Raw genomic sequence first — 12029 nt, forward strand, 5'->3', positions numbered from 1 at the left:
CGGCCCAAAACTGCTTGTCGCATCCGAATGTCGCTGGTCGACTGGCGCCGTGACCCGCATGCACGCCGACGAGCTCGACATCCCCGTCGACCTCGTCGAGAGGCTCGTCGCGACCCAGCTGCCGCAGTGGGCCGGGCTGCCCGTGCGACGGGTGGCGTCGAGCGGCACGGACAACGCGATGTTCCGGCTCGGCGACGACCTCGTCGTCCGCATGCCGCGCATCCACTGGGCGTCCGGGAGCGTGGACCACGAGGCTCGGTGGCTGCCTCGGATCGAGCTCCCCGTGACGATCCCGCGGCTGCTCGCGGTCGGGGTGCCCGCGGAGGGCTATCCGTGGACCTGGTCGGTGCTCACGTGGGTGCCGGGGCAGAACCCGGTGCCGGGCGCGCTGCGGGACCCGGACGGGCTGGCGCGTGACGTGGCCGGGCTGGTGCGGGCGGTGCGCGCGCTCGACCTGCCCGGGGGTGAGCAGAAAGCCGGACCGCTCAGCGCCCGCGACGCCCAGGTCCGCGTGGACATCGCCGCGCTGGCCGACGACATCGACGGGCCGCTGGTCACCGCGATCTGGGAGGACGCGCTGGCGACCGCCGAGTGGACCGGTGAGCGCACGTGGGTGCACGGCGACATCGCGCCCGGAAACCTGCTGCTCGTCGACGACCGGCTGACGGGTCTCATCGACTTCGCGGGCATCGGCGTCGGCGACCCGACGCTGGACCTCGGGATCGCGTGGAACCTGCTGCCCGCGCCCGCCCGGTCGGTGTTCCGGGAGTCGTTGGGGGTCGACGACCCCGACTGGAAGCGCGGCAGGGCCCGCGCGCTCGCGCAGGCCCTGGTCCAGCTGCCCTACTACCGCGACACCAACCCGGTCCTCGCCACCAACGCTCGGCACGTGATCGCCGAGGTCACGGCGGACGCCACGACGAGCTAGAGCGACTCCGCGATGCGGGCGATCGCCGACAGCCGGCGGTCCCACTCCGCGCCGATCGCCTCGAGCGCGCGGGCCGTCTGGTTCAGGCGGGACCCGAGCGCGCGGTAGCGGATCTCGCGGCCGACGCGGACCGGCTCGACCAGGCCCGCGTCCGCGAGCACGGTCAGGTGCTTGGCGATGGCCTGGCGCGTGACCGGCACGACCGTGGCCAGCGCGGACGCGGACAGGTCGGCGCGACCGAGCTCGGTCAGGATCGCCCAGCGCGTGTCGTCCGCGAGCGCGGCGAAGACCGGGACGAGGGTCCGGTTCACGCCGAGCCCTCGAGGTAGGCGACGAGCTCGTCGAGCTCCTCGGTCCAGCCCTGCCGGTTGGAGTTCATGGCCTCGACCGGGTCGCGGCTGAGCAGCCCGAAGCCGGACTCGACGACGGACAGGATCGTCGCGTCACCGTCGGGGACGAGCGTGTAGCGGACCTGCGTGGAGTTCTCCGGCGTCATGTTCGACGGTTCTCCTGCGCGGGGCGCGGGCGGGGTGCCCCAGGTGAACGCGAAGACGGCGGGCTCGTCGTACTCGTCGATGCGGACGGGGAACTCGCCGTAGCCCTCGAACCCGAACGTCCCGGTGCCACCGACTCGCAGGTCGGGCAGCTCCGCGGCGTTCCCGAGCCACTCGGTGATGAGCTCCGAACGGGTCAGCGCAGCCCAGACGCGGTCGGGCGTCGCCTTGATGTGCACGGTGCGCGTGATGCTGAAGTTCTCGCTGTCGATGACGGCGGCGGGCTGCTGGGCCATGGGTCGTTCCCTTCGTACGGACGTCGTGTGCAATCACACAGTTGCACATTGTTCTGCCAAACGGCAACCCCTCAGTTGCAGATCGGGTATCGCGGTGGACTCACGGAGCGGTACGGCGCATCATCGACGTGCCGCGCGGCGAGCGCGGGAGCGACGACGACGAGGTGCACGACGATGCAGCGGGGAAGCGAGGCGGCCGTCCTGGCCTGCTCGGGCAGCGACCCGACGCCCGCGGCCTGAACGGCCGGCGGGCCACGTCCGCTGCCCTCCCACTCGAGAGACATCGACATGCTCCCCCTGACCGAACCCCAGATCCGCGCGTCCTTCGTGAACTGCTCCCGCGGCGAGGCGTCCAAGCTCACGCTGCCCGCCGACCTCGACGAGACCCGCTGGGACCGCCTCGACTACTACGGCTGGATCGACCGCAAGGCACCGCTGCGGTCCTACGTCGTCGTCCCGGTGGACGACGCCGTCGTGGGCATCGCCCTGCGCGCGCCCGAGGACGCCGCCAAGCGCAAGCGCGCCGTGTGCGCCTGGTGCGAGGACGTCTACGCGACCGACGAGGTGTCGCTCTACGTCGCCCGTCGCGCCGGCGCTTCCGGTCGCAACGGCGACACGCTCGGCACCCTGATCTGCACGACGTTCGGGTGCTCGCGCAACGTCCGCCGGATCCCCCGGATCGTCGAGGCCGGCGACGACCCCGACGGCCTCGTGCTGCGGCGGATCGACGGGCTGCGCGAGCGGTCCGTACGGTTCGCCGAGGAGGTCCTGCGCGGTGCCTGACCGCGGCGCCGCCCTCGCGGAGCGCTACTACCGGCAGGTGGTGCGCCCTCTGGTCCAGGGGCGCTGGCCGGGGTTGCCGCACACGGCGGCCCGCCTCGGCGGCGGGTCGGACGTGCTCGGGTACGACGACGAGGTCTCGCGCGACCACGACTGGGGGCTTCGGCTCGACCTGCTGGTCGAGCCCCACCGGGTGGCCGTCGGCACGGTCGACGGGCTCGTCCGGGGCCGGCTCGGGTTCGGTGCGTCCGAGCAGCCGGGCCTCGCCGAGTGGCTGTCGGTGACCGGTCAGGCGGTGCTCGAGGTCACCGCCGGCCCGGTGTTCGAGGATGCCGAGGGGCGGCTGGCCACGGTCCGGTCGCGCCTTGCGTGGTTCCCCGACGACGTCTGGCGGTACGCGGTCGCCTCCGACTGGGTGCGGGTCCGCGAGGAGCTGCCGTTCGTCGCGCGGACCGGCGCCGGCGGCGACGAGCTCGGTTCGCGGCTGGTCGCGGCGCGGCTCGTGCGGGTGCTCGCCCATCTCGGCTACCTGCTCGACCGGCGCTGGCCGCCCTACGCCAAGTGGTTCGGACGCGGGTTCGCGGAGCTGCCGTCGTCGTCGGTCGCCGCCGACGAGCTGCGCCGAGCGCTCGCCGCCGCCGACTGGCCGCAGCGCGAGGACGCCCTGTGTGTCGCCGCCGAGCTCCTGCACGCGGTCCAGCGCGATGCCGGGCTGCCGGTCGCCGAGACCGCCGTGGTTCGGTTCTTCGATCGCGGCTCACGGGGCATCGGGCGCGTGCCCGAGGCCGTGACCAGCGCCGTCGTGGACGAGGACGTGCGGGCGCTGCCCGTCGGCGTCGGCACCGTCGAGCAGTGGGTCGACGACGTCACGGTGCTCATGGACCCGTCACGCCGATTACGTGCGGCGTGGGCAATTCTGGACCGCTAGCGTCGACGGATGGCAGTGATCCTCGACATCACCATCTCGCTCGACGGCTTCGTGACCGCACCGAACGCCGGGCCGGACAACGGGCTCGGCGACGACGGCCTGGCCCTGCACGCCTGGGCGATCGGCGACCGGACCCCCGAGGACCTGCGGATCCTGTCCGCGGCGACGGAGGCAACGGGCGCCGTCGTGATGGGCCGCAACACGTTCGACGTGGTCGACGGGCCGGGCGGGTGGAACGACGACCGGCACTACGGCGCCGACCAGGGCGAGGTCCCTCCGCCGTGCTTCGTCGTGACCCACGAGGCGCCGGCGCACGTGCGGCTGACCGACCGGATGACGATCGTCACGACGGGCCTGCGCGACGCGATCGACCAGGCCGTCGCCGCGGCGGGCGACAAGCACGCCGTCGTGATGGGCGGCGGGTCCGTGTGCGGTCAGGCGCTGCGCGAGGGTCTCGTCGACCGCGTCCACCTGCACGTCGCTCCCCTGGTGCTCGGCGCCGGGACGCCCTTGTTCGACGGCGGTCCGCGGGTCGAGCTCCGCCTCGACGAGGACGCCACGGTGGTGACCCGGAACGCCGCGCACCTGGTCTACGACGTGGTCCGTTGATGCCGGTGATCGTCCGCCGGATCCGCGCCGAGGAGTGGCCGCAGGCGCGCGCGCTCCGGCTCGACGCGCTCCGCGACCCCGACGCCGACCTCGCCTTCCTCGACACCTACGAGCACGCGGCCACGTTCCCCGACGAGCTGTGGCAGGGTCGCGCCGCCGCCTCGGCGCTGGGCGACGACGCCGCGCAGCTCGTCGCGATCGATGACGACCTCTGGGTCGGCTCCGTGACGGTCCTGGTACAGCGGGCCGGCGCGCAGGACCACCACGGCCGGCCGATCGGGCGCAGCCGCGCCCTGCTCGTCGGCGTCTACGTGCGCCCCTCGCACCGCGGCACCGAGGTCATCGCGGACCTGCTCGACGCTGCGGCGGACTGGTGCCGTTCGCGGGACTTCACCGAGCTCACGCTCGACGTCCACCGCGACAATGCCCGCGCGATGGGCGCCTACCGACGGGCCGGCTTCGTTCCCTCGGGCGTGGCGTTCACCAGCACGATCGGCCCCGAGATCGAGATGGCCAGGGCTTTGTGACGACCGTCTACCTGCCCCGCGCCCTGGGTTCCGACGAGGTGGCGCCGGTCGTCCGACGCCACCTCGCCTGAACGGTCAGCCGTCGGAGGGGGTGGGCTCCGGCTCCGGGGACTGCGTCGGCTCGAGCAGGGCGGCCAGCGCCGCCTGGAACGCCGCGATGGTCGCCGCGTCGACCGCGCCCGTGGGCGGGACACCGAGGGTCGTCTGCGCGGAGGCCAGCGCGGCCGTCAGCTCGTCCGTCCACACCCCGTCGACCGGCCCGTCCCAGAACCCGGCGAGCTTGAGTGTCTGCTGCAGCGCTGCGGTGGTGATCGCGGTCGCCTGTGCGGCGGCCCCGCCGGCGGCCTCGAGCTGGGCCCGGAGCGCGGCGTCGGTGGCCTTGTCCACGGTGCCCGTCTGGGGCAGCCCGTTCGCGGCCTGGAGGTCGATGACCGCCTGGACCGTCAGCGGGCCGTAGATCCCGTCGATCGGACCCGTGTAGTAGCCGGCGGCGGCGAGCGACTGCTGGAGCGCGATCGTGTAGTCGGCGATGACGGCGGAGGCCTGACCCTGCCGCTCGTCGGTCAGGCAGCCGGACTGGGCGAACAGCTGGATCCAGGAGATCTCGAGGGCCACCACGGCGGCGTTGAACTGCTCGGACGCCTCGGTCAGCGGGGTGTCGTCGGAGATGCCCTCCTGCGTCGACGTGAAGTCCGTCTCGGCCTGCTTGACCCGGTCCACCGTCGCCGCCGGGAGGATCGGCGTCGCGCTCGGGGTCGGGGTGTCCTCCGGGGCGGGCGGCTCCTCGCCGGCCTCCTTGGCCTCAGCTGCCGCCACGGCGGCCTCCGCGTCCGCGACGTCCTGCTGGGCGGCGGCGACGTCGTCGCGGGTGCTGACCACGGTCGTGGCTGCGTCCTGGGTCTCGGTGCTGGGGTCCTTGAGGTCCGCGCCACCGCTCTTGACGTCGCCGACCGTGACGGCCGACTGGTTGAGCAGGTCGCCGTAGCGGTCGAGCGCCCTGATGTACGACTCCGCCGACGTGCAGAAGGCGGAGGCAGCATCCGAGGCCGCAGCGTTGGCGGCGTCGAGCGCCTCCTGCTTCTTGGTCAGGTTCGCCTGCGCGAGCGACAGCTCGGACTCCGGCGTCTCCTCCGGATCGTTCGAACCGCTCGTGCAGGCGGCCGTGAGGAACAGCGCGGCGGCGACCAGGACCGCGCCGAGCCGGGCAGATCGCTTCTTCGTCCGGGCGTCCACAGGAGCCCCTCCCTCTCGCGCGACGTGGCGGTGCACGACGGTGTGCACGGCCTCGGGACGGTGCCCCGAGAGCGACGGTAGCGGGTGAGCGGACCGAAACGTCAGAGTTTGCTGCGAATTCGCCGTTTCGACCGTTCTTCCAGGTCAGCCGCGTGACTCGAGCTCTGTCAGGTCGCGTTCTGCGTACCGGCGGTGCCACCACTCCTCGTTGAGCACGACGCGCAGGCACTGCCGGGCGGTGAACGTGTCGCCCTCGTCCGGCCACCCCGGACCGACGAGCGGGGCGCACGCGACGTCCAGCGCCTCGTCGGTCAGGCCGTCGACGACTCCCCGCACGAGCGCCATGGCCTCGAGGCGCAGGGCGAGAGCCTCGTCGAGCGACGGACGGGCGTCCCGGTCGTGGGGCACGCCCTCGCGCGGCGCCATCTGGTCCCACGGCAGCGACATCGGGTGCCACGGGCGCGGGTCACCCAGGACGGCGCGCCCCACCCAGGACTCGGACGCGAACGCGAGGTGGCGCAGGGTCTGGATGAACGACCACTCGCCGTCGACGGACTCGTGCAGCCGCTCCTCCGGCAGCCGGCGCGCACGCTCGACCGTCTGCGCCCACATCCGCTCGTCGATCGCCCACGCCTCGCGGAACCCGTCGGCCGTCGTCGGCCGGAACGCAGGGCGCTCGGGGTAGCGCCGGTCCAGCTCCGCCTCGACGAGCGGAGCGACGTCGACGCCGTTGAGGACGAGGTTCTCGAACTCGCCGTCGATCCTCGTGTTCGAGATCTCGACGTCACGCATGACGACGCCGTGGAACCCGACCGAGCGAAACGTGGCGCCGGTGAGGTTCACCATCGAGAACTGCGCACCCGTGAGGTCGACGTCGTCGAAAACCGCCTTCGGCTCCATGAGGCAAGGCTAGGAGCAACGTCTGACATCGGGAGGATTCCGGCTTAGGCTGGCGTCAACCGCCCTCACCCCACGGAGCCCCCGTGACCGACCTCATCGACCGTCCCGCGGACCTCGACGACTGGTTCGAGCGTCCGGTCATCACGCGCATACCGCCGCGCCCGCCGGTCGACGAGGTCGCGCCGCTGTCCGCCACGGTGCGCTACCCGCCCGGTCGGGTGCCCGACGTCGAGGACGCCGTACCGGTCCCGAAGCGGGTGCGCGAGCCGCGGGTGTGGATCCGCTCGCGCGTCTTCGCCGGGCTGCTCGGGGTGTTCCTCGGTGGCCTCGGGCTGCACCGGATGTACCTCGGGTACTACCGCCGCGGGTTCACGATGCTGGCGATCTTCTTCATCGGTGGGTTCTTCACGCTCGGGCTCGCGACGCTGGTCGTCTGCCTGGTCGGGTTCACCGAGGGGCTGCTCTACCTCGCGTCGCGACGAGGCCGGTTCGCCCGCGACGCGCGGGGTCGACCGCTGCGCGGCTAGCCGCCGTAGACGCTCTTGAGCAGCTCGTAGACGAGCACGCCCGGCCAGATCAAGGCCTTCGGGACCGCGAGCACGAACTCCCAGAACGTGTCGGCGTCCTGGAAGTAGTAGACGGCCGCGCCGATGAACCCGAATCCGTAGACGACCCCGCCGCCGGCACCCTTGGCCGAGTCCTTCGCCATGTCGGGCCCCCTTCGTTGTCCGCGCTGACACGGTCCTCCGCGCGGTGGGCCGCGGTCAAGCCGCGTCCACCGGGACCCACCGACGCGGCGTTCAGCCCGTCGCGCCGAGCTGATCCTCGAGTCCCTCGAGGTCAGCAATCAGCGCGTCGATGCGTGCACGCTCCGTCGCCGACGACGCCTCGGCCGCGGCGAGCGTCGCGTCGCGGCCGGCCAGGGCCGCGTCGTCGCGCGCGAGCAGACCGGCGGCCGCCGCGAGGGTGTCCTGCGCCGGTGCCATCGGCAGGTCGGTGCCGTCCCACCACACCCAGGACAGCCGGAGCCGCGACCGGTCGTCCGCCGACATCGCGGCGACCTCGTCGACCTTGGCCTGGTACGTCTGCCGGTACACGTCCCGCGACGACACGTCCGCCGTGAGCTGCGCCCGCGCCTGCGCGTTCGCGACCTCGGTCTCGGTCAGGGCCTCCGAGGACATCCGGATGGTGGCCGCCAGGTCGTCGAGGAGCGCCTCGAGGTCCTCGTAGACGCCGACGAGCGACGCCCGGTCCGCGACGAAGCGCAGGTACGTCTGCTCGAGGACCGGGTCCAGCCCGCGCACCTGCGTCCCGAGGTAGGCGAACAGCTCGGTCGGTCGGCTCTCCGGGTGGTCGCCGACCGACGCCGCGACCTGGGCGTGGACGCTGTCGTCGGGGGGGACCGCCGCGATGGCCGCCTCGAGAAGCGGCGTGAGCTCGTCGCGCTCCGCCGGGGTCAGCCGCTCCCACGCCGCGTGGAGCGTCTCGTGCGCGGCGGTGACCACGGCCTGCCCGGCCACCCGCGGGTCGGCCGGGCGGTAGACCACGATGGCGTCCAGGCCCGGCCGGTAGCAGCCGACCCGACCGCCGGCGCCCAGCCGCGGTGCCGTCTCGTCGTTGCATCGACCGGCGAACGCGGCGGCATCGAGGATCTCGGGGCGGGTGCCGTAGAAGATCTCGCGGCCCTCGTCGGACAGGAACGCGGCGTCCGCGAGCGCGATCACGTCGGCCGACGGCACAGGCACCTCGGCCGGTCCGCCTCCGGCCTCGCCGATGACCGGGATCTGGGGGTCGTACAGCGCCGTGACCAGCTGGTCGGTGTGCCCGCGCAGCAGCCAGGCACCGGCGAGGAGTGCGACCAGGAGCGTGATCACGGCTCCGCGGCCGCGCCGGGGCGGACGCCGGGTGCGGTGGCGCGGCGCCTCGACCTGGGGCAGCTGTGCGGCGGCTCGCTCGTCGACGAGCCACTGCGGTACGCGCCCGCTCGGAGAACGCGGGAGGTCGTCGGACGCGGGATGCACCTCGGGGCTATCGGTCGACGGACGCTCCGACTGGAGCCCCTGGGTGCAACGTCAGCCCAGACGCCCGGCCAGCTCCTCGAGCTCGGTGCGGTGGCGCTCCAGGTAGTCGTGCACGGGGCGCGACGACGACTCGTCGCGGATCCCCACGAGCAGCTTGGGCGAGTCCTGCGTCACCGTCACCGACCAGCTCCCGTCCCGGTCGACGACGAGCAGGAACGTGATCGACTCCGTCGGGGACTGCGACGCGAGCTCCTCGAGCAGGTCGCTGACGACGAAGAACAGGTCCCGCGGCGCGTCGTAGTCCTGCTGCACCAGGCCGTCGGGCGTCTCGACGACGACGATCTCCACCATCGCGATGTCGGCGCTCGACCCGGACCAGGTGCTCTCCTGGCGCGAGACGATCCGCAGCCACCCGGCGGGCGCCGAGGACGGGAAGCCGGTGGCGATCCGCTCGACGACCGCACGCTGCTCGGGGGTCAGCTCGACCGTGGGGGCGTCGTCAACCTCGGGGTTGGGCATCATTGGTCCAGTTGTACTTGAAGGTCTCCCCGTCGATCTTGAGGTCGACGAGGAACCTGTCCGGTCGGGCGGTCCCGTTGGTGTCGCGGTACATCGGCTGGATGTGGATCTCGACGTTGCCGGGCGCCTCCCCGCGCAGGGCCGCGCGGATCTTGCGCTCCATCCTGGCCCAGTCGCCCTGGTTCAGGTTGACCTTGCCGGCGTACGGCTTGCCGTTGCCGGGCAGCACGTTGAGCCGGTTCGTCGGCCCGCCGAGCGAGTCCGCGACGAGGTGGAAGCCGATGTCGTTGGGCAGCCCCTCGTTGCCGATCGTCGCGGTCAGCGTGCTGTTGCGGCCGCCGTCGCCGAGCTTCATGCTGCCGCTCACGCTGTTGGTGCGGCCGAGGGCGTCGGTCTCCCACGCCATCCCGTTGAACTCGTAGATCGCGTTCGGGTGCGGGGCGTTGGCGGCCCGGTTGAACGCGTCCATGTTGTCGAACTTCAGGTGCGGGATCGGCACGCCGTCCGCGCGCGCCACCACCGACAGGGTCGCGTCGAGCGAGAGCAGCTTGTCGACGTCGACCCCGTGGTCGATCAGCTCGGCGATCTCCTCGGCCTTGAGCGCGCGGCGCGTCCACTTGCCGCCCACCGCACCCCAGCCGAGGAACGGGATCATCGACGCGCTCGACAGGCCCGCGTCGATGACGTTGCCCTCGGCCGCGTACCAGACCGCGTTGATCGCGTCCGCGCCCTCGCCGATGAACGGGATCAGGCCCAGCCCGTCGAGGACCATGTGGCCGATGTCCGAGACCGGGTTCGCGTTCTTGCGACGCTCCTCGATCTCGGCGGCCATCACGTCGATGACCTCGCGCGTGTCCGTCGCGATCGAGGCGCTGATCGTGCTGCCACCCTCGAACGGGGTGATCGCCGCCGCGATGGCCGCGTTCGACCCGGCGCCGTCGTCGACCGGCCAGCGCCGCTCCGCGAGCACGTAGTTGAGGAACGCGTTGACGTCCGCCGACTTGCCGCCGCCCTCGATGTGCACGGTGTCGCCGGTGCTGAACAGCCACTGCGCGGCCTCGGGCGAGCGGCCGACCGCGGCCATGATCCCGGCCAGCGGGTCGTAGGTCTCGGTGTAGCCGGTGGGGGCCCCCTCGTCGTCGCCCTGGACCGGGTCGATCGCGCCGAAGCCGTCGCCCAGACCGTGCGACCGGTCGTACCACATGTCCCGCGTGTCGTAGCTGCGCTCGTAGTCGTAGACGTCGGAGGCGACGGTCTCCAGGAAGGGGGCCGAGAACGTCCCGCGCGAGATCACCAGCCCGAGCGCGCTCGCCTGGCCCAGCACCTTCGGGTACTCCTCGGTGATCGCCGCCGACCACCGCTGCGCGTACCCGGGCGGCAGCGCCAGGTCGCCCGTGCCCTGGGTCGCCGTCCCGAACGTGACCCCGAGACCGGTCAGCACGGCCTCGTAGTCGTCGTCGAACGCCTCGATGTCGCTGATGTCGGAGCTCATGCCGCTCTGCTCGGCCATGACGCGGCGCGTCGAGGACGCCTTGATGACGAGGTCGGCGACCTGCTCGGGGGACAGCCGGGTGGCCAGCTGGTGCGCGAAGTACGGGTCGGTCGCGTTCGCGTTCAGCAGGTCGACGAGCTCCTGCGGCAGGTCCCCGTCGTCGTAGTCGTCGATGAGGTCCGCGGCCCGGTCGGCCCGGGCCTGCGCCTCCTGGGGCGTGGCCGTCGGGAGCTTCGCCTCGTCGAGCTGCACGAAGTTCTGGAACCCCGGCACCTGCGACTCGATGAACCGCGCGAGCGCGAGCCGGCGACGCAGCCCGGGCAGCTGCCCGTCGACCCAGGACTGCACCCCGTCGAGCCGGTTCAGCTCCTCGGCGTAGAGCATCACGTTCTCGAGGCCGTACTTCAGCGACGAGCGGTGCGACGACACGTCGGACGACGCGGTCTCCATCGCGCGCACCATCGCGTCGAGCTGCCGCAGGTCGATCGACGCGATGCTCACCGCAGGTTCCTCCAGCGGGTCTGCCAGGCGCCGAGCTCGACCTGCTCGGGTTCCGACGAGATCGCGTGGTCGAGGGTCGTCATCGCGCCGTCCGCCGCCGTCGTCAGCGCGCGGCGGTGTCCGGTCAGGTCGGTGTAGAAGTCGTCGGCGACCGGGCTGACCCACGCCCCCGCGTCCATCGCGCGGACCACCGCGTCGAGGTCGTCGCGCAGGTCGTCGGAGACCGGCTTGGCCCGGGCGCGCGCGCTGCGCAGCGCAGCCAGGTACGGGTTCGGGATCTCGCCGGTCACGGGGCCGCCTCAGGTCGCCGGGGCCGCCGGGACACGCCCGTGCTCCGCGACCCAGACGTCCAGGTAGGTCTCGAACCGGCCCAGGGACTCCTCGTCGTGGATGCCGTTCGTGCGCTTCGGGGTCTCGTAGCCGAAGTCCAGCTTCACGGAGCCGTCCGGGTCGAGCAGAAGGTCGAGGGTGGTCCAGCGGCGGTCGGGGCCCTCCTGCGCGGAGAGCTCGTTCAGCTCGGCGACGGCGTCGTAGAGCGGCTCGTCGTAGGGGACCTGACCGTAGAGCCACCGGTCGCCGCCGTTGACCACCGCGGTCGTGATCCAGTTCAGCGACACCTCGCCCGGGGCGACCGGGCTCGCCTCCCAGTTGCCGACGAGTCGCGCCCAGCCGGCGGGCGCGATCTCGGCGAACCGGCGCGCCACGACGCCCAGCTGCTCCTGCTGCTCGGCGAGTCCCATCCGGCGGCCCCCTTCGTCGTCGATGTCCGGGTCCATGATGCCGGTCGGGACGGACACCCGG

Annotated in this window: 17 protein-coding genes; 6 read left to right on the forward strand and 11 right to left on the reverse strand. The window is 72.6% G+C overall.

The genetic code is table 11. The annotated features are described in order from the left end of the window. The first annotated feature begins 58 nt into the window (after window positions 1–58). The gene (locus AC1DUE_RS01525; RefSeq protein ID WP_477037865.1) at window positions 59–928 is read left to right on the forward strand and encodes an aminoglycoside phosphotransferase family protein; all 870 of its coding nucleotides are present in this window, start codon (window positions 59–61) and stop codon (window positions 926–928) included. On the opposite strand, the gene AC1DUE_RS01530 is transcribed toward AC1DUE_RS01525, so the two are convergent. The 3 genes from AC1DUE_RS01530 to AC1DUE_RS01540 all read right to left on the reverse strand — a co-directional run bounded on the left by AC1DUE_RS01530 (window position 925) and on the right by AC1DUE_RS01540 (window position 2002). Next, a complete protein-coding gene (locus tag AC1DUE_RS01530; protein ID WP_477037614.1) occupies window positions 925–1239 on the reverse strand; it encodes an ArsR/SmtB family transcription factor in 315 nt (104 codons plus the stop codon). The genes AC1DUE_RS01525 and AC1DUE_RS01530 overlap by 4 nt on opposite strands. Further along, window positions 1236–1718 carry an SRPBCC domain-containing protein gene (locus AC1DUE_RS01535; RefSeq protein WP_477037615.1) on the reverse strand — a complete coding sequence of 161 codons (483 nt, stop codon included), beginning with the start codon at window positions 1716–1718 and terminating at the stop codon, window positions 1236–1238. Before AC1DUE_RS01535 ends, AC1DUE_RS01530 begins: the two co-directional genes overlap by 4 nt. Window positions 1719–1789: 71 nt before the next feature. Next, on the reverse strand, window positions 1790–2002 hold the full coding sequence (locus AC1DUE_RS01540) for a hypothetical protein (RefSeq protein ID WP_477037616.1): 213 nt from the start codon (window positions 2000–2002) through the stop codon (window positions 1790–1792). Window positions 2003–2006: 4 nt separating this feature from the next. On the opposite strand from AC1DUE_RS01540, the gene AC1DUE_RS01545 reads away from it, so the two are divergent. Genes AC1DUE_RS01545 through AC1DUE_RS01560 form a run of 4 tightly spaced genes read left to right on the forward strand, consistent with a single transcriptional unit; the run spans window position 2007 to window position 4562 of the window. After that, a complete protein-coding gene (locus tag AC1DUE_RS01545; protein WP_477037617.1) occupies window positions 2007–2501 on the forward strand; it encodes an FBP domain-containing protein in 495 nt (164 codons plus the stop codon). After that, window positions 2494–3426, forward strand: a complete 933-nt coding sequence (locus AC1DUE_RS01550) for a DUF4037 domain-containing protein (RefSeq protein ID WP_477037618.1) — start codon at window positions 2494–2496, stop codon at window positions 3424–3426. The genes AC1DUE_RS01545 and AC1DUE_RS01550 overlap by 8 nt, the downstream gene beginning before the upstream one ends. A gap of 9 nt (window positions 3427–3435) precedes the next feature. After that, the gene (locus AC1DUE_RS01555) at window positions 3436–4035 is read left to right on the forward strand and encodes a dihydrofolate reductase family protein (protein WP_477037619.1); all 600 of its coding nucleotides are present in this window, start codon (window positions 3436–3438) and stop codon (window positions 4033–4035) included. Continuing rightward, window positions 4035–4562, forward strand: a complete 528-nt coding sequence (locus AC1DUE_RS01560) for a GNAT family N-acetyltransferase (RefSeq protein WP_477037620.1) — start codon at window positions 4035–4037, stop codon at window positions 4560–4562. Before AC1DUE_RS01555 ends, AC1DUE_RS01560 begins: the two co-directional genes overlap by 1 nt. Window positions 4563–4637: 75 nt before the next feature. On the opposite strand, the gene AC1DUE_RS01565 is transcribed toward AC1DUE_RS01560, so the two are convergent. Further along, window positions 4638–5795: a peptidoglycan-binding domain-containing protein gene (locus AC1DUE_RS01565; protein ID WP_477037621.1), complete on the reverse strand. Its 1158-nt coding sequence runs from the start codon at window positions 5793–5795 to the stop codon at window positions 4638–4640. 144 nt (window positions 5796–5939) lie between these two features. Continuing rightward, entirely contained in the window at window positions 5940–6695 is a 756-nt protein-coding gene (locus tag AC1DUE_RS01570) for a DinB family protein (protein ID WP_477037622.1), read from the reverse strand. Between the two features lie 83 nt (window positions 6696–6778). Here AC1DUE_RS01570 and AC1DUE_RS01575 point away from each other — a divergent pair, with 83 nt between their 5' ends. After that, on the forward strand, window positions 6779–7222 hold the full coding sequence (locus AC1DUE_RS01575) for an NINE protein (RefSeq protein WP_477037623.1): 444 nt from the start codon (window positions 6779–6781) through the stop codon (window positions 7220–7222). Here AC1DUE_RS01575 and AC1DUE_RS01580 read toward each other — a convergent pair. The 6 genes from AC1DUE_RS01580 to AC1DUE_RS01605 form a co-directional block, all read right to left on the reverse strand. Beyond that, window positions 7219–7404: a hypothetical protein gene (locus AC1DUE_RS01580; protein WP_477037624.1), complete on the reverse strand. Its 186-nt coding sequence runs from the start codon at window positions 7402–7404 to the stop codon at window positions 7219–7221. The genes AC1DUE_RS01575 and AC1DUE_RS01580 overlap by 4 nt on opposite strands. 91 nt (window positions 7405–7495) lie before the next feature. Next, window positions 7496–8569 carry a hypothetical protein gene (locus AC1DUE_RS01585; protein WP_477037625.1) on the reverse strand — a complete coding sequence of 358 codons (1074 nt, stop codon included), beginning with the start codon at window positions 8567–8569 and terminating at the stop codon, window positions 7496–7498. 198 nt (window positions 8570–8767) lie between these two features. Beyond that, window positions 8768–9238 (reverse strand): hypothetical protein, encoded by a 471-nt coding sequence (locus tag AC1DUE_RS01590; RefSeq protein WP_477037626.1) that lies wholly within the window; start codon window positions 9236–9238, stop codon window positions 8768–8770. Further along, the gene (locus tag AC1DUE_RS01595; protein ID WP_477037627.1) at window positions 9216–11228 is read right to left on the reverse strand and encodes a DNA/RNA non-specific endonuclease; all 2013 of its coding nucleotides are present in this window, start codon (window positions 11226–11228) and stop codon (window positions 9216–9218) included. Before AC1DUE_RS01595 ends, AC1DUE_RS01590 begins: the two co-directional genes overlap by 23 nt. Next, on the reverse strand, window positions 11225–11518 hold the full coding sequence (locus AC1DUE_RS01600) for a hypothetical protein (RefSeq protein WP_477037628.1): 294 nt from the start codon (window positions 11516–11518) through the stop codon (window positions 11225–11227). The genes AC1DUE_RS01595 and AC1DUE_RS01600 overlap by 4 nt, the downstream gene beginning before the upstream one ends. Window positions 11519–11527: 9 nt before the next feature. Then, on the reverse strand, window positions 11528–12025 hold the full coding sequence (locus AC1DUE_RS01605; protein ID WP_477037629.1) for a hypothetical protein: 498 nt from the start codon (window positions 12023–12025) through the stop codon (window positions 11528–11530). Window positions 12026–12029: the final 4 nt, after the last annotated feature.

Source organism: Cellulomonas sp. P4_A2, from assembly GCF_056402515.1.

Coding starts and splice junctions, on each gene's coding strand:
- AC1DUE_RS01525 (WP_477037865.1), top strand. CDS start 59: ATGCACGCCGACGAGCTCGACATCCCCGTCGACCTCGTCGAGAGGCTC.
- AC1DUE_RS01535 (WP_477037615.1), bottom strand. CDS start 1,718: ATGGCCCAGCAGCCCGCCGCCGTCATCGACAGCGAGAACTTCAGCATC.
- AC1DUE_RS01540 (WP_477037616.1), bottom strand. CDS start 2,002: ATGTCTCTCGAGTGGGAGGGCAGCGGACGTGGCCCGCCGGCCGTTCAG.
- AC1DUE_RS01545 (WP_477037617.1), top strand. CDS start 2,007: ATGCTCCCCCTGACCGAACCCCAGATCCGCGCGTCCTTCGTGAACTGC.
- AC1DUE_RS01555 (WP_477037619.1), top strand. CDS start 3,436: ATGGCAGTGATCCTCGACATCACCATCTCGCTCGACGGCTTCGTGACC.
- AC1DUE_RS01560 (WP_477037620.1), top strand. CDS start 4,035: ATGCCGGTGATCGTCCGCCGGATCCGCGCCGAGGAGTGGCCGCAGGCG.
- AC1DUE_RS01570 (WP_477037622.1), bottom strand. CDS start 6,695: ATGGAGCCGAAGGCGGTTTTCGACGACGTCGACCTCACGGGTGCGCAG.
- AC1DUE_RS01580 (WP_477037624.1), bottom strand. CDS start 7,404: ATGGCGAAGGACTCGGCCAAGGGTGCCGGCGGCGGGGTCGTCTACGGA.
- AC1DUE_RS01590 (WP_477037626.1), bottom strand. CDS start 9,238: ATGATGCCCAACCCCGAGGTTGACGACGCCCCCACGGTCGAGCTGACC.